We start from the raw sequence: 20,996 nt of genomic DNA on the forward strand, positions 1-20,996 counted from the left end.
ACGCCGCCCTCTAACGCATTGAAAATCTTGAACTCTCGCTCCAGTCCATCATGGGAGCCACGGAAAAGCGATAGGCTTGCAATTTCAATGCATTGACCTCTGTCCGTACCATTCGATGATATCAAGATATTCGTTGGCGGCTGACCATTTGCAAAGGACTATTCCTTCGCCTGAACGTGCGTCCCATGCAAGTGGAACAAAAAAACCTGGGAGACATGAGAGAGCCATGCCGTTCACGTTTGCCACAACGAGAAGCATCTGGGTCCATCTTCCGCGGGGATGGGCCAAAACTTCAATAGACGGTGAACGGCCTGCTCAAAATCAGACAAATCTTCAGATTGAGACGACCCGCCACCAACGAGAACTGAATCGAAGAACGCCCGCGCCGGACTTGCCAGGGATGGTTGGTTAGGCTCTTTGGCGGCTTTCGGTCCGCAGAGTGGTCACGTTTTTCACCGCGTTTTCGGCGGGATCATCGGCTCCTGGGCGCCTCTGGAACAGCCTGCCTCGCCGCCGCCCGCGGCCATTGGGTGCTGTGTGGCTCTGCCGAGCGCATCGCCGACACGCTCCAGCTCTGGTTCGAGGAGCATGCCGCCGACGGCTTCAACGTGATGCCGCCTTACTTCCACGAGGGCTTCGAAGACTTTGTCCAACTCGTCGTGCCGGTCCTGCAGGAGCGCGGGCTGTTCCGTGCGGATTACGAGGGCACGACATTGCGCGATCATCTCGGTCTCGCGCGGCCGGCCAATTCGTTCTTCGCGGCTTAGAGCGCGCCGGCGATCCGTAGCGACTGTTCGAGCGCCTGCAACTCGTTTGCTGTTGCCGGCGGCTGTGGCGGCCGCGCCGCGTCACATGAGAGACGCCCGAGCAGTTTCAGGCAGGCCTTGAGCCGCACCGTTGCCCGTCCTCCCGGCGCATCGCGATAGATCGCGACCGCAAGCGGATACAGTCTCTCGTGCTCCGCGCGCGCTCCCTCCCAGTCGCCGGCTTCCGCGGCAGTCCAGAGGCTGACCACAAGCTCCGGCACCACGCAGGCGAGGCTGACCTGGCTGCCGGCCGAGCCGACCAGATAGCTCGTCAGCAGATGTTCGTCACCCGAGCCGAGCACGACGAACTCCGGCCGCAGCTTGCGGACCAGCCGCAGATTATGCTCGTAAGCCGCAACCTCCCAGCTTCCTTCCTTGATCGCGACGAAGCGAGGATCCGCGACGAGCCGCTCGAGCAGAGGCGGCGCATAGGCCATCGCACCCGCGCCGACGGGCGCGGCATAGAGCATCAGCGGCGCGGCCGTCGCATCGCGGATGCGGCGGTGATGCTCGATAACGCACTCATCGGCGTGGCCGAGCGCCCAGCTGTTGGGAGGAAACACCAAGAGCCCGTCCGCGCCGGCCTGCTCCAGCGCAGCCGCCTCGCGCGCGGCCTCCAGGCTCGATTCATGATTGACGCCGGAGACGATCAGGCAGTCCTTCGGCGCGTGCTGGCGCGCCAGCTCCACCACGCGCCGCTTCTCGGCCAGCGACAGCACGAAATTCTCGCCGGCGTGGCCGTTGACTAGGAGCCCATTGATGCCGGGCGTGGACGCCACCGACGTGAGATGCGCTGCGAGCTGCGCCTCATCGACTCCGAAATCGACCGTCATCGGCACGATCGTCGCGGCGTGGATGCCGCGCAGGCGGTCGCTGAATGTCCGCATCTTCGCCGACATCGCCAGCTAGTGGATGATCTGGTCGAGGAACGTCCGCGCCCGCTCCGACTTCGGATGCTTGAAGAATTCTTCCGGCGCGGCCTGCTCGACCACCTTGCCCTCGTTCATGAACACGATGCGGTCGGCGACCTCGCGGGCAAAACCCATCTCGTGGGTCACGCACAGCATGGTCATGCCCTCTTCCGCGAGCTTCTTCATGGTCTCCAGCACCTCCTTGACCATTTCGGGGTCGAGCGCCGAGGTCGGCTCGTCGAACAGCATGATCTTCGGCCGCATGCACAGTGCCCGCGCGATGGCGACGCGCTGCTGCTGGCCGCCCGAGAGCTGCCCGGGGAATTTCTCGGCCTGGTCGGGAATCCGGACCTTGGTCAGGAAATGCATGGCAAGGTCCCTGGCCTTCGACTCCGACATGCCGTTCACGGTCATCGGCGCCAGGATGCAGTTCTCCAGCACCGTCATGTGCGGGAACAGATTGAAGCTCTGGAACACCATGCCGGTGTCGCGCCTGATCGCGTCGATGTTCTTGCGCTGCCGATCGAGCTCGATCCCGTTGACGCAGATCAGCCCCTCATCGTGCTTCTCGATGTGGTTGATGCAACGGATGAGCGTCGACTTGCCCGAGCCGGAGGGACCGCAGACCACGATCCTCTCGCCCTTGGCGACCTTGAGGTCGATCTGGTCGAGCGCGGTGAAGTCGCCATAGTGCTTGTAGACCGCCTCCATGCGAACCGCGGGAACCTCTCGCAACTGCGGCTGCGCCATCGCGCCTTCGACACCACTCGCCGTATTCATCGACATCTCGCTCATGCCCGGGCCTCCACGCTAGCCTGTGCGACCGGCGCCCTCGTCGCGACCTTCCTGGATTTCGCAACACTCGATCTACCGAAATGCTTTTCCAACCGTCGTTGCACCGCATCCCAGACCGAGGTGAGGATCAGGTAATACGCCGTTGCCGCCGCATAGACTTCGAGGATCTGGAAATGCTCCTGCATCAGCATGTCGCTGCGGCGCATGAGCTCCTCGACCGAGATCACGGAGGCGAGCGAGGTCGCCTTCAAGAGCGAGTTGATGGAGTTGCCGAGCGGCGGGATCATCAGCCGGAACGCCTGCGGCAGGGTCACGCGGCGAAACGTGACCCAGGGCGACAGGCTGAGCGCCCAGGCGGCTTCGCGCTGACCCGCCGATACCGCCATGAAGCCGCTGCGCACGATCTCGGCGAGATATGCCGCCTCGTTGAGGATGAGCCCGACGAGCGCGCAGGTGATCACGCTGAACTTGATCCCCAGCTGCGGCAAGCCGCTGTAGATCACCACGAGCTGGATCAGCAACGGCGTGCCGCGGAAGAACCAGATGTAGAAGCGTGCTGCACCCGCCAGCACCGGATTGGACGACATGCGCAGCAACGCGATGCCCATGCCGAGGATCAATCCGCCGACCACCGCCGCCACCGTCAGGCCGATGGTGACGAGCACTCCCTTCATCAGGAAGTAGTTGAAGAAGTAGCTGACGGCGGCCGTCGGACTGAAATGGCTCATCGGCTGGTCTCCGTAGGGTATCAGGCCGGACCGGGGCCGGCGATTGCGAGCGGCCGGTCGGCCGGCATGCTGGTCAGGCCGAACTTGTCGAACAGCGCCTGATAGCTGCCGTCGGCGCGCATCGCGTTGAGCGCCTTGACGACGGCGTCGACCACCGCCTTGTTGCGGAAACCCAGCGTCGTGCGCGCGGTGCCGAGACCGCTCAGCACTTCCTTCACGCGGCCGCGGCTGGTGAGATCGCGCGCCACGCTATCGACGAGCAAGGCATTGTCGACCTGTCCCGCAAGCAGAGCGCTGACTACGTTTGTCGCGGTGGGGAACGTCCGCATCTCGACGGCGGCTCCACCTTTCGCCACGCTGGCATCGCTGAGCTTCTTGAGCCAGTTCATCTGGTAGCTGCTGACCTCGACGGCGGACGATTTTCCGATCAGATCGTTTTCGGTAGCAATTTTTGTGCCGTTGTCGGGAGCCACCACGACTGAAATGGCCTGAATGGCGTAAGGCACCATGTACATCAGCTTGGAGCGCTCCTCGGTCCAGAACATGCCGGTGTCGATGCCGTCGATGCGTGCCGCGTTGAGCGCGGGAATCATTGCGGGAAAGTCCATCCGGACGAGTTCGACCGGAAGACACAACCGCTTGCCGAGCTCGGCGGCGAGCTCGACGTTGAGGCCCTGCAACTGGCCGTCCTTGTCGACGAATTGCTGCGGCGGATTGGTCGGGTTGATGGAAAGCTGCAATTTCCCGGGCGCGATCAGATCGTCGTCAGTGATCGCTGGCGTACAGGCGGCATGCACCGCCGTGGATGCGAGAACGAGCGCAATAGCGGAAATCAAGCGAAGCAGTGTCGAGAACATTTTGAACCTCCAGTAAGACGCCAAAAACCAGATCCTCGCCGGCCTTCCCCTCAACGTTCTTGGATGCGGCCAACCGGATCTTTTCGACACGGCCGGCTGCATCATCAGCGATCCCCTCAAGCCGGTCCAGACATCGGCCTGAGCTGGATGCGCATGAAATTCTTCACCAGGGATTCGAACGGACCAAAACCCTTCACCTTCAGGAACTCCGGCGTCTCGAATGCCCATCGCCCCGCGACTTCGTACATCGCGGCATATTTCGGCCCATCGCCAATCGAGACGAAGCGCTTTGCCGAGAGCCAGCCGGGACAGGCGAGCAGATCGGGAAAATGCTTCTGCTCGTACCAGGCGTTGAACGCAGCCTCGTGCTCGGGATCGATGTCGACCCGCACGATATGGATGAAGGCTTCGTCCCGCATCGGCACGTCCCTCATGCCAGACGGATGTCGCCGGTCGCGCGCGCGGCTCCGACCGTCGTTGCGATGGCGTCGCATAGCGCGGGCAGAACCGGCAGCAACGGCGGCCGCGGATCGGCGTTGCGGATCAGGCCGAGCGCCTTCAGCCCCACCTTCATGCGCGTGTGCATGTCCATGATCGGCGCAGGCCCGTAGATGGCGCGGACGATCGGATAGAGCCGCTCGTTGACGGCGCGCATCGCCTTGAGGTCGTCGGCGAGCGAGGCCTGCCACAGCGCGACGAACAGATGCGGCGCGAGGCTGACGAGGCCGGAGAGAATACCGTCGCCGCCGACGGCGAGCTGCGGCAGGAACCAGTTGAAGTTCGACGGCAGGATCGCGACGGAAGCGTCGGCCTGCTTCACCGCCCGCCGGTTCTCGTCATAGGCGAAGATAGTGTCGCTGCCCTCCTTGATGGCGATGACGTTGTCGAGCGCGGCGATCTTGGCCAGCGTCTCCGGCGAGTAGCCAAATCCGGATGCCAGCGGATACTGGAAGATCGACACGGGAATTCCGATCGCGGAGCTGACTGCCTGCACGAAAGCCACCGGCGCGCGCGAGGTCGCCGAGGCACCGCCGCCGAGCGGCGCGGGCGGGAACAACACGGCGCAATCGGCGCCGGCCGCTTCCGCGAGCTGGGCCTGATGGATTGCCTCCGCGGTGGAATGCGCGATGATGCCTGATAGCAGCGGCTTGCCGCCGATCTGCTGGCGTGTCCGCTCGATCACCGCCTGACGTTCGTCGTCCGAGAGCGACCCGCCCTCGCCGGCATGGCCGTTGACGAACACCGCCGCGATGCCGTCCGGACACGCGCAATAGTCCAGCACGCGGGCGTAACCGTCCCAGTCGATCGAGCTGTCGTCCCTGAAGGGCAGCACGGTCGCGACCGTGACGCCGCGCAAGCCTGGTTTCTTCATTGCCTTGCTCATAACGGTTTCCGTCGTGGAAATTTCAGGCTCGCGCGTGCCTTCAGCACTTCGAGGCCGCCCTCGTTGCGCGCGCTGGCTTCCCAGATGATCGTGCGGGTCTCGTCGTGCTGCTCGGCGATCCAGACGTCGAAGGTGAGCGTGTCGCCGTAGAACACGGGACCGGTGAACCAGAAGCGGTCTTCCACCGACACGCCGATGGTGCCGACCAGCTCGCTGGTGAGGATGCTGGTGCAGAGGCCCGCGACCATGATCCCCGGCGCCAGCCTACGGCCAAAGCGGGTCGCGCCGGCATAGACCTCGTCGACATGAACGGGGCCGAAATCGCCGGTCGCGGCGATATAGAGCGCGCCATCGGCCTCGGTGATGGTCTTGCTCAGGCTGACCCTGTCATTCACCTTGAGATCGTCGAAGGACTTTGGCTCGTACATCACTCAGGCCTTCGCGAAGGGAACCAGCGTCGCGGTGCCCTCCACCACGGTCGCGCCCGAGGGCGACAGCGTGCAGGTGACACGGCAGACTGCGTCGTCGCCGGCGACCGAAACGATCTCCGCCCTGGCCTCGACGGATTCGCCGACGATCACGGGCGCCGCGAAATTCAGCGCGATGCTGCCGATCCGTCGCGTCGGTCCGCCGAGCTGGTTGAGGCAGGTGGTGGCAAGACCGCCCACGGCAAGCTCAAAGGCCACCATGTTGGAGGCGCCCGCCTTTTTGGCGCGGACGGCATCGACATAGAGCCCGCCGAGATTGCCGCTGATGCCGGTGAACATCGCCTGCTCGGCCACCGTCATGGTCTTGCGAAATGCGAAGGCAGCGCCGGGCTTGAGAGGTGCGTGAGACATGATCTCTTCCTAGAGCTGCAAGCCGTTCTTGATGGTGCTGCGCGCAACCAGCATGCGGTGGATTTCGGAGGTGCCATCATAAATGCGGGTGACGCGCGCGTCGCGATACATCCGCTCCAGCGGCAGGTCCTTGCTGAAGCCCATGCCGCCGAACACCTGGATGGCGCGGTCGACCACGCGGCCCTGCATCTCGGACGCCGCGACCTTGATCATCGAGACCTTGTCGCGCGCATCCTTGCCCTGGTCGATGTCCCAGGCGGCGTTCATCACCATCATCTTCACGCCAAAAATCTCGGCGGCGGAATCGGCGATCAGCTTCTGCACCATCTGGAATTCGCCGATGAGCTGGCCGAACTGGCGCCGCTCGCCGGCATGCCTGCGCATCATCTCCAACGCGCGCTGCGCCATGCCCACGGCGCGCGCGCCGATATGGGCGAGGCGGATCTGCAGCACGCTCTGCATGATCAGCTTGAAGCCGCCGCCGACCTCGCCGAGCACGGCAGCTTTGGGGATGCGGCAGTCCTCGAAATTCAGCTCGGCATGGCCGTAGCCGCGATGGCCCATCATCGGCTGGGTCCGCGCGACCTTGAAGCCTGGCGTGCCACGATCGACCAGGAACAGCGTGATCCCGCCGCGGGCACGCTTGTCCTTGTCGGTCAGCGCCATCAGGATCACATAGTCGGCGATGTCGCCGTCGCTGATGAAATGCTTGGTGCCGTTGAGCACCCACACATCGCCATCTAGATGGGCCGTAGTGCTAATCGACGCCGCGTCGGAGCCGGCGCCCGGCTCGGTGATCGCCATGGCGCAGATCTTGTCGCCTTTCACCGTCGGCAGCAGGTACCGTTCGACCTGATCGCCCTTGCAGGCCATCAGCATCGGATAGACCTGGCCGAACACACGGCGGATCAGCGCGTCCGACGTCTTGCCGAATTCTTCCTCGACCAGGCAATGCTCCACGCAGGACAGCCCGCCGCCGCCGACATCAGCCGGCATGTTCATGGCGTAGAGGCCGAGCTTCTGCGCCTTGGCCTTGGTGATCGCCAGCGCATCCGCCGGCACCGTAGCCGTCTGCTCCACAACGTCTTCGAGCGGCTGCACCTCCGTCTCGACGAAACGGCGGACGGTGTCGACCAGCAGGCGTGTCTCCTCGGGGACAGAGAAATCGATCATCGCGCCACTCCCACGGCCTTGCCGGCGACCATCGCGTCGATCTCCGCGGCGCGGTAGCCGATCTCGCCGAGCACCTCCCGCGTCTGCGCACCCAGCCGCTGCGGCACTAGCCGCACCTCGGGCGTCCGGCCGTCATAGCGCGCGGGGTGCGCGACCATGCGGATCGGCGCGCCCCCTGCACTCTCGACGCTCTTGAATACGCCAAGGTGGTTGAGCTGGGGATCGGTCTCGAGGTCGCGATAATCCTGCACCGGCGCGTGCCAGACCCGCGCGGCTTCCAGCGCGGGCAGCCATTCCGCCGTCGGCTTCTGCCTCAGCCGCGCCGCCACGATACGCGTGATCTCTTCGCGCTTCGAGAAGCTGTCGGTATCGCCGAACTGCTCGAGCGCTTCGCTGTCGAGCGCGACCGCGAGCGCCTTGGGCGACGCCATGGAAATCGCGAGATGACCGTCGGCCGTCGCGTGAATGCCGTAAGGTCCGGGGCTGAACCACGCCGCGATGCCGGCCGGACCGCGCGAGGTCGGCGACGGCGCGCCGTTCAGCCAGGCGGTCAGCGGCTCGACCTGGAGATCGAGGGCGGCCTGATAAAGGTTGACCTCAACGAGTTGGCCCTTCCCGGTCTTGGTTCTTGCAAACAACGCCGCGAGGATGCTCATGGCATAGAGCGAGGCGGCGTGCTGATCGACGATGACGGCGCCGACCGCCGTCGGTTCGCCGTCCGCCCGCCCCGTCCGCATCGCAAGACCCGACATCGCCTGGAGCAGCAGATCCTGGCCGGGGCGATCCTTGTACGGCCCCTCCGATCCGAAGCCGGTTGCCACGGCATAGATTAGGCCGGGATTGATCGCCTTCAGCGTGTCGTAGCCGAGACCGAGCTTGGCCATGGTTCCGGGACGGAAATTCTCCATCACGACGTCGGCGGTCGCGACCAGCTTCTTCACCGCAGCGATGCCGTCGGGATGCTTGAGATCGACGGCGAGGCTTCGCTTGTTCCGCCCCGTGGCCAGATGATTGACGCTGTCACCTGCGACGAAGTGGTTGGCGACCGCCCAGTTGCGCTGAAACGCCCCTTCGATCGGCTCGACCGCGATGACGTCGGCGCCGAGATCGGCCAGCGTCTGCGCGGCCAGCGGGCCCGCGAGGTAATGATTGAAGCTGAGGATCTTGACGCCGTCGAGCAGGTTCATCCGTTCACACCTCAGTTCAGGCAGCCGCAATTGGCGCGCTGCGCCACGCGAGATCGAACGTCTTGACCAGGGCACGCGCGGCAGCGTCCTGTGCTGCCGGCAGCGGCAGGCGCGGCGGGCGCGGATTGCCGGCTGCAAAACCCATATGACCGAGCAGCGCTTTGCTGCCGGCGACATAGGCCTGGCCGCCGACGAATTCGATCACCGGCAGGTATTTGAGATAGAGCTCACGCGCTTCCTTGATCCCGCCGTGGTCGGCGACAAGGCTGAAGATGCGCGCCATCTCGGACGGCACGACATTGGAGGCCACGGCTACCCAGCCCTGTGCTCCCTCGACGAAGGACTCGAAGCCGAGGATGCCGCCGAACACCGTCATCCTGTCGCCGCAGAGGCGGATGATGTCGCGCACGCGCGTCACCTCCAGCGTCGACTCCTTGATATAGAGACAGTTGTCGATCTCGGCGATCCTCGCCACGAGAGGCGGCTTGAGATCGACATTGGCGGTTGCCGGATTGTTGTAGACCATGATCGGCAGCGCGATCGCGTCGGCCACCGTCTTGTAGTGATGGACGAGCTCGTCGTCGGTCGGCGTCGAATAAAACGGCGGGATGATCATCACGCCGTCGGCGCCCAGTTTTTCGGCACGACGGCTGAGGCGCACCACCTCACGCGTATCTTCCGCCCCGGTACCGATCAGCACGGGCACGCGCCCCGCAGCCTGGGTGATGACGACCTCCGCAACCAGCGCCTTCTCGTCATCGTCCATGGAGAGGAACTCGCCGGTCGAGCCAAGCGGGATCAACCCATGAATGCCCTCCGCGATCTGCCAGTCGACGAAGGCGCGCAATGCCGCGACATCGACCTCGCCCGCTGCCGCGAACGGGGTGATCATGACAGTGTAGGTGCCGCGGAACGTCTTCATCAGGGAACTGCCGGGTGCTCGGGTGAATTCAGGCGACGAGTGCCGTCTGCGGAATATCCGCATGATTTATGCAATCGTTTGCACAAATGGCTCTGCATTGGGCAACACCATCCATTTTTTGAGCTTGATCCGCGTGGAATAAGCTCATAGCGTTTCTGCAATCGTTTGCAGTCTATCGGCAGGTTGGATGAGCGTCACGCTCAAAGATGTGGCACAGGCGGCCCGCGTTTCGGTCAGCACTGCTTCCCGGGCGCTGACGGGAACCGGCCTGACCAGCGAGCGCACGCAGCAGCGCCTGGTGCGCATCGCGCGCAGGCTCGGCTATCGGCCGAACCCGATCGCACGGGGCCTCAAGACCGGGCAGTCACGCCTCGTGGCGCTTCTCGTCCACAATCTCACCAACGCCTCGTTCCAGGTGATGGCCGAAGTGGTGCAGGCGCGCCTGAAGGCGCTGGGTTATCAGATGCTTCTGTGCATCGGCGGCGACGATCCGCAGCAGGAGAGCGACACGCTCACCACGCTGGTCGATCACCGCATCGACGGGCTGATCGTGGTGCCGACAGGCAAGAACGGCGCGCAGCTCAAGGCGCTGGCCAAGGACGTGCCCATCGTCTGCCTGGTGCGGCGCGATGACGCAACCGATCTCGAGACCGTGCTCGCGGACGATCCGCAAGGCGCTTATCTGGGCACGCGCCACCTGATCGAGCTCGGCCACAAGCGCATCGGGCTGATCGTCGGCCGCCAGGACACGACGTCCGGCCGCGAACGTTTGTCCGGCTATGTCCGCGCGCTGCGTGAGGCCGGCATCGCCAGGGACGACACATTGATTCATGCCGGCCATTTCGTGCCCGAGACCGGCGCGACGTGCGCCCGCAGGCTGCTCGACCTTCCCCGCCCGCCGAGCGCGATCTTCGTCGCCAATCACGAGGCAACGCTCGGTGTGCTGCGCGTCACCGCGGAACGGAACATCGCCATTCCCGCCGATATCTCGCTGCTCTGCTACGAGGACATGCCCTGGTTCGAATGGCATCGCCCCTCGATCAGCATCGTCGACAACGGCGCACGTGATCTCGCCAATCTCGCCGTCGACCGGCTGCTGCATCGCATGGACGCCAAAGGCAACGGCCGTGAGGGTGTTCGCGAATATCGCGTCGGCGCCCGGCTGATCAAGCGCGACTCCTGCCGCCAGATCGACGCCCCGGTCCCGCGGAAATCCGCGAAGTCCAGATCGTCTTCATCCAAATCGTCTGCGGCCAGGTCCGCGAAGGTCTGATCGATGCCCTATGTCGAAGTGCTCGCCCCGCAAGTCCCAAACCAGCGCAAGGCCGCGCTGGCGCGGTCCGTGACCGACGGCCTGATGTCGGCGTTCGGCGTCACCGCTGATACGGTGACCCTCTATTTCCTGCCCATTGCGCCGGACGACTACGCGCATGCCGGCGTCTTTGGCGCGCAAGCCACCGGCCAACGCATCCTGCTCAAGGTCCACGCGTTCCGCCGCAGCGAGGCCGAACGCCGCGCCGCCGCCATGGCGCTGACCCGTGGCGTCTGCAGCGCCTATGGCGTGCCCGGCGACGACGTCGCGGTCTATTTCCTCGATCGTGATCGCAGCGAAGTCTCCCACGATTCCAAGCTCGCCAGCGACTGACGGGAGCACGCCATGGACCGCTTTTACAGCCAAGACCAGAAAGCCCTGCGCGAGACCGCCCGCCGCTTCGCCGAAGCGGAGATCCTGCCGCGCGCCGCCGCGATCGACCGCGAGGACCGTTTCGACCGCACGCTCTACAAGGGCATGGCCGATCTCGGCCTGTTCGGCATCTGCCTGCGCGAAGGCGCCGGCGGCGCCGGCCTCGATGCGGTTGCGGCCTGCATCGCGATAGAAGAACTGGCGCGCTGCTCCGGCGCGGTCGCCAACGCATTCGCGATCCCCGTTGAGGCCGTACTGTTCTTCGACCATCACGGCACCGACGCGCACAAGGAATTGATCCCGAAGATCCTGAGCGGCGACATCATTCCCGCCACCGCGGTCTCGGAGCCCGACCACGGCTCCGACGTCGCCAGCATCCGCACAAATGCGGTGCGCGAGGGCAATGGCTGGCGGCTCAACGGCACCAAGGCCTGGGTGACGCTCGGCGGCGTCGCCGACCGCATCATGGTGTTCGCGCGCACCGGCAGCGAGGCGGGCCACCGTTCCATCTCCTGCCTTCTTGTCGACGGCGCCCTGCCCGGCATCGCCCGCGGCAAGAACGAGGAGCTGCTCGGCATGCATGGCCTCGACGACTGCCAGATCACGTTCTCCGACGTGCGCCTGCCGGCCGACAGCGTGATGGGGCCGGAGAACCAGGCCTTCAAGATGGCCATGAGCAATTTCAATTTCAGCCGACTGATGATGGCCTCGATGGCGCTCGGCATGGCGCAGGCCGCGTTCGAGGATGCCACCGCCTATGCCAAGGACCGCAAGCAGTTCGGCCAGGCCATCATCGGCTTCCAGGCGGTGCAATTCATGCTCGCGGACATGTCGACCGACATCGCAGCCGCGCGCCTCCTGATCCACCACGCCGCACGCCTGCACGATGCCGGCGAGGCGATCGCCAAGGAAGCGGCGCAGGCCAAGCTGTTCACCACCGACATGGCGATGAAGCACGTCTCCAACGCGCTGCAGATCCACGGCGGCAACGGCTATTCGCGCGAGTACCGCATCGAGCGCATCTTCCGCGACGTCCGCCTCGCGCAGATCTACGAGGGCACCAACCAGATCCAGCGGCTGATCATCGCCCGCCAGGTCGAGAAGGAGGCCGCGTGATGCGGGACGCGCACTCATGCTGAGCATCATCACGGCGGAGCAAGCCGCCGGCCTCATTCGCGACACCGACACGCTGATCGTCGGCGGCAATGGCGGCACGGGCGCGGCCGAAGCCATCCTCGACGCGCTGGAGCAACGCTTCCTCGGCGGCCACGGCCCGCACAATCTGACGCTGATCAACATCACCGGCGTCGGCGCCGTGACCGAGAAGGGCCTCTGCCATCTCGCCCATGAAGGCCTGATCGCGCGCGTGATCGGCGGCAATTTCGGACTCCAGGTGCCGTTCATGCGCCTCGTCCGCGACGAGCTGATCGACGCCTATAATTTCCCGCAAGGCGTGATGAGCCAACTCTGCCGCGCCATGGCAGCAAGGCATCCCGGCGTGCTCACCCATGTGGGCCTCAACACCTACATGGACCCGCGCCAGGACGGCGGCCGCATGAACAAACGCACCACCGCGCCGCTGGTGGACCTGCTTGAGTTGCACGGCCAGTCCTGGCTGCTCTATCGCGTCCCCGCCCCGCCCGACGTCGCCATCATCCGCGGCACCTCGGCCGACGAGGACGGCTATATCAGCATGGAGCACGAGGGCACGACGCGGGAAGATCTCTCGATCGCGCAAGCCGTGCACAATGCCGGCGGTACCGTGATCTGCCAGGTCAAGCGCATCGTGAAGCGCGGCTCGATCCATCCGCAGATGGTGAAGATCCCGGGCTTCCTGATCGACCACGTCGTGCTCGAGCCCGGGCAGATGCAGACCTACGGCACGACTTACGATCCCGCGCGCTGCGGCGAGACGCGCGTGCCGGTGGCAATGATCACGCCAGATCCGCTGACCGAGCGCCGGGTGATCGCCCGCCGCGCCGCCTTCGAATTGCGCCCGCGCGACGTCGTCAATCTCGGCGTGGGCATCTCCGCGATGATCCCCAATGTCGCGGCCGAGGAAGGCATTTCCGACCTGATCACGCTAACGGTGGAGTCCGGCGTGGTCGGCGGCGTGCCCGGCCACGCCCGCGAATTCGGCACCGCCATCAATCCGCGCGTCATTCTCGACCAGGCCTACCAGTTCGACTTCTACGACGGCGGCGGCCTCTCCTGCGCCTTCCTCTCCTTCGCGGAGGTGGACGAAGCCGGCAACGTCAACGTCACCCGTTTCGGCGAGCGCCGCGACGGCTCCGGCGGCTTCATCGACATCACCCAGAACGCCAAGCGGCTGATCTTCAGCGGCACCATGACCGGCGGCAAGTTCGACATCGGTGTCGAGAACGGCCGCCTCGCGATCCGGCGCGACGGCGCCTTCCGCAAATTCGTTCCGCAAGTCGGCCAGGTCAGCTTCAGCGCCTCGCTCGCCGCGCAGCGCGGCCAGCACGTCAGCTACGTTACCGAGCGCGCGGTATTCGAACTCGAGAACGGCGGCGTGACGCTGACCGAGATCGCGCCGGGCGTTCGGCTAGAAGAGGACATTCTCGCCCATATGGGTTTCAGGCCACGCATCAGCCCACAACTGAAAGACATGGACCCGCGCATCTTCCGCTCCGGGCCGATGGGGATCGCGCTGAGCTTTAGAGCCCTGCCGGCGCGGCCCCGCAAAGTCGCCTGAGGGATCCGCATGACCACGAGCGTTCCCGTCAATCTCCGCTATGAGGACATCGCGCTCGGCGCGGAGTTCGAGACCGCTGCACACGTGGTGACGGCGGCAGACATCGCAGTCTTTGCCGATGTCACGCGCGATCATCACCCGCTTCATGTCGATGCCGCCTATGCCAAGTCGCGCGGCTTTCCCGCCGTGATTGGCCACGGGCTGTTCGGCCTGTCGCTGATGGAGGGGCTGAAGTCGGAGTTGAAACTCTACGAGGAGACCTCGGTCGCCTCGCTCGGCTGGGACGACGTGAAGTTCAAGGGGCCCATCGTCGCCGGTGACGCCTTGCGCGTCCGCTTCCGCTTCGTCGAGAAGCGGCCGACCAAGAATCCCGGACGCGGCATCGTCATCGAGATGCTCGATCTCCTCAACCAGCGCGACGAGGTCGTGACGGCCGCCCGCCACATTTCGCTGATCCTGACCCGGCAGGCCGATCGCGATGCGGCGGCCGCCGGATGACGCGAACAATGAAGAAGAATCCGGACCGGAGAACGGCTCCTCTGCCACCCATGATTTGACAGGAGTATTCAGATGCGATTTCCAAAAACCTTCTCCGCCCTCGCCCTTCTGGTCGGCCTGACCCAGGCGGCCGGCGCACAGACCTGCACGCCGAAGGTGCCGGCATCGAGCCTGATCGAAGCTCCGAAATGGCAGATGTCGATCAACCCGACGCTGCCGCCGCAGCAGTTCGTCGACGACAAGGGCGAGTTGCAGGGGCTCAATGTCGAGCTCGCCCGCGAGATCGCCAAGCGCATCTGCGTCGAGGCGGTGTTCCTGCGCATGGATTTCCCACCGATGATCCCGGCGCTGCGCTCCGGCCGCTTCGATGCCATCAATACCGGCCTGTTCTGGACCGAGGAGCGCTCGAAGATGCTCTATCTCGTGCCCTACGCTCAGCAGGCCATCAGCATCTACACCGATCCCTCCTCCAGCCTGAAGCTCGAAAAATTCGAGGATCTCGCCGGCCGCGTGGTGGGCGTGGAATCGGCGACCTACACCGAGCGCAAGGCGCGCGAGTTCAGCACGGCGATGGAGGCCAAGGGCCTCAAGCCGATCGAGCTGCGCACCTTTACCACCGTCACCGCCACCTCGGCGGCGCTGCGCGCCGGGCAGCTCGAGGCCGCGCTCAACATCAACGAGACCGCGAACTCACTCGAACAGAAGGGCATCGCCAAGATCTGGGTCCGCGACATCGCCGGCACCGACATCACTTTCGCCTTCCGCGACAAGCAACTCGCCCAGGCCGTCGCAGATGCGCTCACCGCGATCCGTGCCGACGGCACATACGATAAGCTGTTCGACAAGTTCGGTATGACTAAGCTGAAGGCTACGACGTTCGCCATTCGCGGCGACGGGCCGACGAATTGACAGCTTGCGGTGCCTCATGTGTGGCAGCGCACATACGACCGACCCTATCAACAACTGCCGCTGATGGGAGCACAGGAGCATCCGCCCGCTATACTCGTTGGTCGCGGGGAACGCGACCAACCCACAACCTAGGAGCGGTTTGATCTCGGGTGGATCAGCACGCCCACGCGATTACGTGGCGATTGAGTGACAATTTTCATCTTCGAGAACTGAGGTCGCTCGTCAGCCTCGCACAGTCTGCCGTAACTCTCGAAATCCTGCGTTGCACTTGCACCACTGAAGGCCGCCCCGTCCGCTTCAGAAAGTGCTCCTCCTTGGCTGTCGCAAGATTTTTCTTGATCTCCCGGTGCACGCGTCGCGCACACGAGGCATCCTAACCAGTTGAAAACCCTGAACTCTCGCTCCAATCCATCATGGGCCAATTTGAGCAAACTACAGCCAGTGAAAAGCATCTCAATCAAGTGGCGTCTGCCTTGCGCACAACAGCGACCCTGAACGGGTATGAGCCGAAGTCGCCAAACTGCTCCCCAGGTTGATCAACAGTGTTCCGCTTTGCGTCAGAAGCTGCCGTTCGCGTGAAGTCGCTTTTCGCCTGTTGCTCACCTTCTTAGTGGCCCCAGCTGACTTCGGCGGCTCGGTAAGGTACTTATCGGCACGCCGGAGTCTGGGACTAGATCGGGCGCCGTTCGCCGAAACAATTCAAAGAAACGACGACGCCAGAGCCGGCGTTTCGACGAGCGCGTGAGCCGTGTACTCGAGCGCACCTCTAATCTGCGTTCGCGTCGAAGGACCGCCGATGCAGATTCTCACTGCTTCTGGTGGCGGATCACTCACGACAAAGGCATCGCTTGCGACGACACCGATGCCGGTCTGCCGCATATGCTCCACGAAAGCCGACCGGTTCCATGGTTCGGGCAGCGCAACCCACAGGTTGAAGCTCAGGGGATCGCCACGATAGGACCCCTTGGGCAGGATTTCGGCGGCGAGCTTCTGTCGCGCCGAGGTCTCGGCGCGGATGAACCGCAACATCGTGTCCGCAGTGCCGTCCTCGATCCAGCGCGTGGCGATCGCCACGGTGAGCGGCGATGCCATCACGGTCGCCGATCTCAGCGCAGAAGCAAACGGCCAGGCCGAGCGCGTATCGGGCACGACGACGTACGCGGCTCGCAAGCCCGCTCCGATGCATTTTGCCAGTCCCGCGACATGCCATGTCAGATCGGGCGCGATCGCCGCAAAGGGCGCGTGGCCGTGACCGTGCTCGGGAATGAAGCCGTAGGCGTCATCTTCGATGATCGGCAACTTGAACCGCCGCGCGATCGCGACGATCTCGCGTCGTCGCGGGTCCGGAATCGTCAGGGTCGTGGGGTTCTGGAGCGTCGGATTGAGGTAGATGGCCTTGGGCTTGAGCTTCTTGCAGGCGTTGGTCAGCGCCTCCGGATCGATGCCATCAGGATCCATCGGCAGGCCCACAAGGGCAATGCCGAGCTGCGCGGCGATGGATCGGATTCCTGGATACGTGATGGCCTCGCACAACACCACCTCGCCCGCTTTCGCCAGGATCGAGAGGATGCCGAGCAGCGCCGGATGCGCGCCCGGCGAAACGAAGATGCGGCTCTGTGCCGGCACCAGCGCACGGCGTCCGAGCCAGCTCGATGCGGCATCCTTGTCGGCCTGCGAGCCGCCAAAACCCTGGTAGCGCAGCAGCGATACGATGTCGCGCAGCACATGTTCCGCGCCGGCCTGCATGCGCTCGATCAGTTCGGGATCGTCAGGCTCGGGCGGCAGATTCATCGACAGGTCGACGGGACGGGGCGGGAAGCTCGCCGCCGCGCGCCGCGGACGCGGCTTGTCGCGAACGAAGGTGCCCTGACCGACCTTCGATTCGATCAGCCCGCGCTTCTGGGCCTCGACATAGCCGCGCGCAACGGTCGTGAAATCGACATCGAGACGCTTGGCCAGTTTCCGTTGCGGCGGCAAGCGATCGCCGATCACAAGTCGTCCGGCGGCGATATCGTCAGCGATTGCGTCTGCGATTGCGAGATAGCGAGGCTTGTCGCTGTTCGATAGGTCGGGTCGCCAGTCGGCCATTGCTCAGTCCCGGGAGATAACGTCAGCAGAATTGACTGTATATTGTTGCAAGCATAAACGCAATCGCATCGCACTTTATTGGTGCCCTGGAGAGGCGGCCAGTCTGAGCGGGTTGCACAACGATCGAGCGCGCTGCTCAGCATTTTCAGGCAGGATTTTTCAAACATAGCGCAAGCATATTCAAATCCAGTCAGGTCTCCAGTCAACAATGACTGCATAATTGAATGCAAATTGTATGTTGTGATGATTTGTAGTGCAGAACACCGCTTGGCACGTTGATTGCAAAACCTGATCTCGATCCGGGAGGCCCGGACGTGAACAGGAGGTGTCTATGCCAGCAGTGAACATGCCCGCGCGTCAGAAGGGCGACTTTCTTGTCGACTATGAAGAGAAGGTTTTCGAGGACGTCAAAGCAAAGCCGGGTGAGAAGGCGCTGGTCACCTTCCACACCGTCGCGTTCGAGGGCTCCATCGGCCTCGTCAACATTCTTCAGGCACTGCGCCTCAAGCGGAAGGGTTTTGAGACGTCGGTCCTGCTTTACGGGCCCGGCGTCACGCTCGGCATTCAGCGCGGCTTCCCGAAGATCGGCGACGAAGCGTTCCCCGGCGCGCAGAACTTCAACAACCAGCTCGCAAAATTCATGGATGAAGGCGGCAAGGTCTATGCCTGCCGGTTCGCGCTGCAAGCGCTCTACGGCCATGGCGAGCCGTCGCTCATTCCCGGAATCCGGCCGATCAATCCGCTCGATGTGCTCGATCTCATCCTGCTTCACCGCCGGGACGACGCGTTCATGATCCACACCTGGACCGTCTGACCTCGGTTGGCTCGCGCGACGGACGAGGGAGGAGCACAGTGACAGCGAAGCGCACGATCAGAGCCGGCGCGATTCAGATCGCGCCGGATCTGGACACGCCGACCGGAACGGTCGACCGGATTCTGGCGGCCATCGTGGAGGCGGCCGGCAAGGGAGTCCAGTTCGCCGTTTTTCCGGAGACGTTCGTTCCCTGGTACCCCTATTTCTCCTTTGTCCGTCCGCCGGTCCTGAGCGGCGCCGAGCACATCCAGCTCTACGACAATGCCGTCGTCGTGCCCGGCCCCGTCACCGACGCGATCGCGCAGGCGGCCAAGCGTCATGCCATGGTGATCGTGCTCGGCGTCAACGAGCGCGATCACGGTTCGCTCTACAACACACAGCTCGTGTTCGACGCCAACGGCGCGCTTGTGCTGAAGCGCCGCAAGATCACACCGACATTCCACGAGCGCATGATCTGGGGCCAGGGTGATGGCGCCGGTTTGAAGGTGGTGGAGACCGCGGTCGGCCGGGTCGGCGCGCTGGCCTGCTGGGAGCACTACAACCCGCTCGCCCGCTACGCGCTGATGGCCCAGCATGAAGAAATCCACGCCGCCCAGTTTCCGGGATCACTGGTCGGCCAGGTCTTTGCCGACCAGATCGAGGTGACGATCCGTCATCATGCGCTCGAAAGCGGATGCTTCGTGGTCAACGCCACGGGCTGGCTGACCGAGGAGCAGATTGCCAAGATCTCGCCCGAGGAAGGCCTGCGCAAAGGCCTGCGCGGCGGCTGCATGACTGCGATCGTCTCCCCGGAAGGCAATCACCTGGTGCCGCCTTTGACCAGCGGCGAGGGAATCCTCGTCGCCGATCTCGACCTCGCACTGATCACCAAGCGCAAGCGGATGATGGACTCGGTCGGCCACTACGCCCGGCCGGAGCTGCTTTCGCTGGTGCTGAACGACAGACCCGCGCGTCCGATGCACGGCTTTCACCCGAACCGCCTCATGCCCATTCCGGGAGACCAATCAGATGAGACCGCAGATGCCGCAACCCAAGGCGATGCCGACCGAGCAACTGATCAACGAGTTGCAGTCCTTCGGGGTTCGGCTCGCTGATCCCAAGACCGGGGCGACAGGCCGCCGCGGCGGTGCTGGGCCGTCGGATCACACGCCATTCACGATCGACGGCGCGACTGTGATGATTCCGGTCCACAATGCGCCGGCCTTCGAGAGTCCCTATCTCGTCGAGCGGCCGGACGAGGTTGGGCGCAGCCGCATCTCGCGCGATGGCGTCGTGCTCGCCGACGTCTCGTTCCCGCTGCGGCCCAAATTCTACGACCGCACGACCGGGGACGGCGTTCCCTATTGGAAGATTGCCACCCTGCACGGGCGCGACGTCCTCGCCACCACCGTGCTCCAGACCTGCATTCGCTACCAGAGCCGCACCAAGACCTGTCAGTTCTGCGCCATCGGGCAGTCGCTCGCGGCGGGACGTACGGTCGAGCGCAAGACGCCGGCGCAGCTTGCCGAAGTTGCCAAGGCGGCTGCCGAGCTTGACGGCGTGCGCCACATGGTGATGACGACGGGCACGCCGCATACGTCCGACCGCGGCGCCAGCATCCTTGCGGAGAGTGCGCAGGCCGTCAAAGCCGCCATCGACCTGCCGATCCAGGCGCAATGCGAACCGCCGGATGATTTCGCCTGGTTCCGGCGCATGAAGGAGGCAGGCGTCGACGCACTCGGCATGCATCTGGAAGTCATCGGGCCCGCCGTGCGCCAAAGGATCATGCCGGGCAAGGCGCAGGTGTCGATCGAGGCCTATATGGACGCTTTCTCTGCTGCCGTCCCGGTCTTCGGCCGTGGCCAGGTCTCGACCTACATCCTTGCCGGGCTTGGCGATGAGCCTTCCGAGATTCTCTCGATATCCCGCCGGCTCATCGATATCGGCGTCTATCCCTTCGTCGTGCCGTTCGTGCCGATCGCCGGCACGCCGCTGGAGAGCCATCCGACGCCGTCTCCGGCGTTCATGCACGAGATCCTGCGTCCGCTCGCCGACATGCTTCGCGCTGGCGGCTTGCGCGCAACCGACATCAAGGCAGGCTGCGGCAAATGCGGCGCCTGCTCGGCCCTCTCCACCTATGAGCGCGGAGCAAGCGCATGATGTTCGAGCCGTTCAAACCGTTCGTCGCGCCCGAATTCCAGGTCAAATTCGCAACCGAAGCGTGGGAACGAGCTGCCGCTACCGCTTTGCGGCGCAAGGTTTTCTGCGAGGAGCAGCACGTGTTCGCGGGCGATGATCGCGACCCAGTCGACGACGTCGCCATTCCGCTCGTGGGGGTGTCACTGCTTGGTGTGGTCGAGGACGATGTCGTCGGCACCGTGCGCATTCACGCCGATGAGCACGAGGCGGATGTCTGGTGGGGCTCTCGCCTTGCCGTTGAAAAGAGCTATCGCCGGCTCAGCGCCGTTGGCGCAGGCCTGATCCGGCTTGCCGTCTCCTCCGCCCATGCGCGCGGCTGCCGCCGCTTCCTCGCCAACGTGCAGAGCCAGAATGCTCTCCTGTTCCAGCACATGCATTGGCGCTCGCTCGGTGAATTCGAGCTTCATGGCCGGCCGCACCATCGCATGGAGGCCGACCTTGATCACTACCCGCCGTTCCGGACGCCCGAAACCGGCTTCCTGTCGCTCGCAAAGCTGGCGGCCTGAT

The 20,996-nt window shown here is 64.4% G+C and carries 22 protein-coding genes and 1 pseudogene; 11 read left to right on the top strand and 12 right to left on the bottom strand.

Going from position 1 to position 20,996, the window contains the following annotated elements:
* Nucleotides 1–506: 506 nt before the first annotated feature.
* Nucleotides 507–767 (top strand): annotated as a pseudogene (locus tag Q2941_RS13840) (nitrilotriacetate monooxygenase); the annotation flags it as partial.
* Here the strand turns inward: Q2941_RS13840 and Q2941_RS13845 are convergent.
* The 11 genes from Q2941_RS13845 to dapA all read right to left on the bottom strand — a co-directional run bounded on the left by Q2941_RS13845 (nt 764) and on the right by dapA (nt 9,605).
* Nucleotides 764–1,693, bottom strand: a complete 930-nt coding sequence (locus tag Q2941_RS13845; protein ID WP_458192805.1) for a dihydrodipicolinate synthase family protein — start codon at nt 1,691–1,693, stop codon at nt 764–766. The pseudogene Q2941_RS13840 and the gene Q2941_RS13845 overlap by 4 nt on opposite strands.
* Before the next feature lie 18 nt (nt 1,694–1,711).
* On the bottom strand, nt 1,712–2,512 hold the full coding sequence (locus tag Q2941_RS13850) for an amino acid ABC transporter ATP-binding protein (RefSeq protein WP_027526589.1): 801 nt from the start codon (nt 2,510–2,512) through the stop codon (nt 1,712–1,714).
* Complete coding sequence (locus tag Q2941_RS13855) at nt 2,509–3,240, bottom strand: amino acid ABC transporter permease (protein WP_027526588.1); 732 nt, start codon at nt 3,238–3,240, stop codon at nt 2,509–2,511. Before Q2941_RS13855 ends, Q2941_RS13850 begins: the two co-directional genes overlap by 4 nt.
* Nucleotides 3,241–3,260: 20 nt before the next feature.
* Nucleotides 3,261–4,097: an ABC transporter substrate-binding protein gene (locus Q2941_RS13860; protein ID WP_458192806.1), complete on the bottom strand. Its 837-nt coding sequence runs from the start codon at nt 4,095–4,097 to the stop codon at nt 3,261–3,263.
* Between the two features lie 116 nt (nt 4,098–4,213).
* Nucleotides 4,214–4,516: a hypothetical protein gene (locus tag Q2941_RS13865; protein WP_458192807.1), complete on the bottom strand. Its 303-nt coding sequence runs from the start codon at nt 4,514–4,516 to the stop codon at nt 4,214–4,216.
* 11 nt (nt 4,517–4,527) lie between these two features.
* The gene (locus Q2941_RS13870; RefSeq protein ID WP_458192808.1) at nt 4,528–5,469 is read right to left on the bottom strand and encodes a dihydrodipicolinate synthase family protein; all 942 of its coding nucleotides are present in this window, start codon (nt 5,467–5,469) and stop codon (nt 4,528–4,530) included.
* 8 nt (nt 5,470–5,477) lie between these two features.
* Nucleotides 5,478–5,909 (bottom strand): MaoC family dehydratase, encoded by a 432-nt coding sequence (locus Q2941_RS13875; RefSeq protein ID WP_458192809.1) that lies wholly within the window; start codon nt 5,907–5,909, stop codon nt 5,478–5,480.
* A 3-nt stretch (nt 5,910–5,912) separates the two neighbouring features.
* Nucleotides 5,913–6,320: a MaoC/PaaZ C-terminal domain-containing protein gene (locus Q2941_RS13880; protein WP_458192810.1), complete on the bottom strand. Its 408-nt coding sequence runs from the start codon at nt 6,318–6,320 to the stop codon at nt 5,913–5,915.
* A 9-nt stretch (nt 6,321–6,329) separates the two neighbouring features.
* Nucleotides 6,330–7,493: an acyl-CoA dehydrogenase family protein gene (locus Q2941_RS13885; protein ID WP_035664238.1), complete on the bottom strand. Its 1,164-nt coding sequence runs from the start codon at nt 7,491–7,493 to the stop codon at nt 6,330–6,332.
* Nucleotides 7,490–8,680, bottom strand: a complete 1,191-nt coding sequence (locus Q2941_RS13890) for a CaiB/BaiF CoA transferase family protein (RefSeq protein ID WP_458192811.1) — start codon at nt 8,678–8,680, stop codon at nt 7,490–7,492. Before Q2941_RS13890 ends, Q2941_RS13885 begins: the two co-directional genes overlap by 4 nt.
* A 16-nt stretch (nt 8,681–8,696) precedes the next feature.
* On the bottom strand, nt 8,697–9,605 hold the full coding sequence (gene dapA, locus Q2941_RS13895; RefSeq protein WP_458192851.1) for a 4-hydroxy-tetrahydrodipicolinate synthase: 909 nt from the start codon (nt 9,603–9,605) through the stop codon (nt 8,697–8,699).
* Between the two features lie 184 nt (nt 9,606–9,789).
* Between dapA and Q2941_RS13900 the strand changes: the two genes are divergently transcribed.
* The 6 genes from Q2941_RS13900 to Q2941_RS13925 all read left to right on the top strand — a co-directional run bounded on the left by Q2941_RS13900 (nt 9,790) and on the right by Q2941_RS13925 (nt 15,409).
* Complete coding sequence (locus Q2941_RS13900) at nt 9,790–10,875, top strand: LacI family DNA-binding transcriptional regulator (RefSeq protein ID WP_458192812.1); 1,086 nt, start codon at nt 9,790–9,792, stop codon at nt 10,873–10,875.
* Between the two features lie 3 nt (nt 10,876–10,878).
* On the top strand, nt 10,879–11,247 hold the full coding sequence (locus Q2941_RS13905) for a tautomerase family protein (RefSeq protein ID WP_027526579.1): 369 nt from the start codon (nt 10,879–10,881) through the stop codon (nt 11,245–11,247).
* Between the two features lie 12 nt (nt 11,248–11,259).
* The gene (locus Q2941_RS13910) at nt 11,260–12,402 is read left to right on the top strand and encodes an acyl-CoA dehydrogenase family protein (RefSeq protein WP_027526578.1); all 1,143 of its coding nucleotides are present in this window, start codon (nt 11,260–11,262) and stop codon (nt 12,400–12,402) included.
* A 16-nt stretch (nt 12,403–12,418) separates the two neighbouring features.
* Entirely contained in the window at nt 12,419–14,002 is a 1,584-nt protein-coding gene (locus Q2941_RS13915) for an acyl CoA:acetate/3-ketoacid CoA transferase (RefSeq protein WP_458192813.1), read from the top strand.
* Between the two features lie 9 nt (nt 14,003–14,011).
* Nucleotides 14,012–14,500 carry a MaoC family dehydratase gene (locus Q2941_RS13920; RefSeq protein WP_027526576.1) on the top strand — a complete coding sequence of 163 codons (489 nt, stop codon included), beginning with the start codon at nt 14,012–14,014 and terminating at the stop codon, nt 14,498–14,500.
* Between the two features lie 72 nt (nt 14,501–14,572).
* Complete coding sequence (locus tag Q2941_RS13925; protein WP_027526575.1) at nt 14,573–15,409, top strand: ABC transporter substrate-binding protein; 837 nt, start codon at nt 14,573–14,575, stop codon at nt 15,407–15,409.
* A 699-nt stretch (nt 15,410–16,108) separates the two neighbouring features.
* On the opposite strand, the gene Q2941_RS13930 is transcribed toward Q2941_RS13925, so the two are convergent.
* Complete coding sequence (locus Q2941_RS13930) at nt 16,109–17,497, bottom strand: aminotransferase-like domain-containing protein (protein WP_027526574.1); 1,389 nt, start codon at nt 17,495–17,497, stop codon at nt 16,109–16,111.
* A 331-nt stretch (nt 17,498–17,828) separates the two neighbouring features.
* On the opposite strand from Q2941_RS13930, the gene Q2941_RS13935 reads away from it, so the two are divergent.
* From Q2941_RS13935 to Q2941_RS13950, 4 genes are read left to right on the top strand one after another with little or no spacing between them, the layout of a single operon-like run.
* Nucleotides 17,829–18,311 carry an MSMEG_0572/Sll0783 family nitrogen starvation response protein gene (locus Q2941_RS13935; protein ID WP_027526573.1) on the top strand — a complete coding sequence of 161 codons (483 nt, stop codon included), beginning with the start codon at nt 17,829–17,831 and terminating at the stop codon, nt 18,309–18,311.
* Between the two features lie 38 nt (nt 18,312–18,349).
* On the top strand, nt 18,350–19,405 hold the full coding sequence (locus tag Q2941_RS13940) for a Nit6803 family nitrilase (protein ID WP_458192814.1): 1,056 nt from the start codon (nt 18,350–18,352) through the stop codon (nt 19,403–19,405).
* Nucleotides 19,332–20,450, top strand: a complete 1,119-nt coding sequence (locus Q2941_RS13945) for an MSMEG_0568 family radical SAM protein (RefSeq protein ID WP_458192815.1) — start codon at nt 19,332–19,334, stop codon at nt 20,448–20,450. Before Q2941_RS13940 ends, Q2941_RS13945 begins: the two co-directional genes overlap by 74 nt.
* Complete coding sequence (locus Q2941_RS13950) at nt 20,447–20,995, top strand: MSMEG_0567/Sll0786 family nitrogen starvation N-acetyltransferase (protein ID WP_458192816.1); 549 nt, start codon at nt 20,447–20,449, stop codon at nt 20,993–20,995. The genes Q2941_RS13945 and Q2941_RS13950 overlap by 4 nt, the downstream gene beginning before the upstream one ends.
* Nucleotide 20,996: the final 1 nt, after the last annotated feature.

This window comes from Bradyrhizobium sp. UFLA05-153, assembly GCF_054185185.1.

What these genes read in the sequence shown, in the direction of transcription:
- Q2941_RS13845 (WP_458192805.1), bottom strand. Translation starts at nt 1,693, where the DNA reads ATGCGGACATTCAGCGACCGCCTGCGCGGCATCCACGCCGCGACGATC.
- Q2941_RS13850 (WP_027526589.1), bottom strand. Translation starts at nt 2,512, where the DNA reads ATGAGCGAGATGTCGATGAATACGGCGAGTGGTGTCGAAGGCGCGATG.
- Q2941_RS13855 (WP_027526588.1), bottom strand. Translation starts at nt 3,240, where the DNA reads ATGAGCCATTTCAGTCCGACGGCCGCCGTCAGCTACTTCTTCAACTAC.
- Q2941_RS13860 (WP_458192806.1), bottom strand. Translation starts at nt 4,097, where the DNA reads ATGTTCTCGACACTGCTTCGCTTGATTTCCGCTATTGCGCTCGTTCTC.
- Q2941_RS13865 (WP_458192807.1), bottom strand. Translation starts at nt 4,516, where the DNA reads ATGCGGGACGAAGCCTTCATCCATATCGTGCGGGTCGACATCGATCCC.
- Q2941_RS13870 (WP_458192808.1), bottom strand. Translation starts at nt 5,469, where the DNA reads ATGAAGAAACCAGGCTTGCGCGGCGTCACGGTCGCGACCGTGCTGCCC.
- Q2941_RS13875 (WP_458192809.1), bottom strand. Translation starts at nt 5,909, where the DNA reads ATGTACGAGCCAAAGTCCTTCGACGATCTCAAGGTGAATGACAGGGTC.
- Q2941_RS13880 (WP_458192810.1), bottom strand. Translation starts at nt 6,320, where the DNA reads ATGTCTCACGCACCTCTCAAGCCCGGCGCTGCCTTCGCATTTCGCAAG.
- Q2941_RS13885 (WP_035664238.1), bottom strand. Translation starts at nt 7,493, where the DNA reads ATGATCGATTTCTCTGTCCCCGAGGAGACACGCCTGCTGGTCGACACC.
- Q2941_RS13890 (WP_458192811.1), bottom strand. Translation starts at nt 8,680, where the DNA reads ATGAACCTGCTCGACGGCGTCAAGATCCTCAGCTTCAATCATTACCTC.
- Q2941_RS13900 (WP_458192812.1), top strand. Translation starts at nt 9,790, where the DNA reads ATGAGCGTCACGCTCAAAGATGTGGCACAGGCGGCCCGCGTTTCGGTC.
- Q2941_RS13905 (WP_027526579.1), top strand. Translation starts at nt 10,879, where the DNA reads ATGCCCTATGTCGAAGTGCTCGCCCCGCAAGTCCCAAACCAGCGCAAG.
- Q2941_RS13910 (WP_027526578.1), top strand. Translation starts at nt 11,260, where the DNA reads ATGGACCGCTTTTACAGCCAAGACCAGAAAGCCCTGCGCGAGACCGCC.
- Q2941_RS13915 (WP_458192813.1), top strand. Translation starts at nt 12,419, where the DNA reads ATGCTGAGCATCATCACGGCGGAGCAAGCCGCCGGCCTCATTCGCGAC.
- Q2941_RS13920 (WP_027526576.1), top strand. Translation starts at nt 14,012, where the DNA reads ATGACCACGAGCGTTCCCGTCAATCTCCGCTATGAGGACATCGCGCTC.
- Q2941_RS13925 (WP_027526575.1), top strand. Translation starts at nt 14,573, where the DNA reads ATGCGATTTCCAAAAACCTTCTCCGCCCTCGCCCTTCTGGTCGGCCTG.
- Q2941_RS13930 (WP_027526574.1), bottom strand. Translation starts at nt 17,497, where the DNA reads ATGGCCGACTGGCGACCCGACCTATCGAACAGCGACAAGCCTCGCTAT.
- Q2941_RS13935 (WP_027526573.1), top strand. Translation starts at nt 17,829, where the DNA reads ATGCCAGCAGTGAACATGCCCGCGCGTCAGAAGGGCGACTTTCTTGTC.
- Q2941_RS13945 (WP_458192815.1), top strand. Translation starts at nt 19,332, where the DNA reads ATGCCGCAACCCAAGGCGATGCCGACCGAGCAACTGATCAACGAGTTG.
- Q2941_RS13950 (WP_458192816.1), top strand. Translation starts at nt 20,447, where the DNA reads ATGATGTTCGAGCCGTTCAAACCGTTCGTCGCGCCCGAATTCCAGGTC.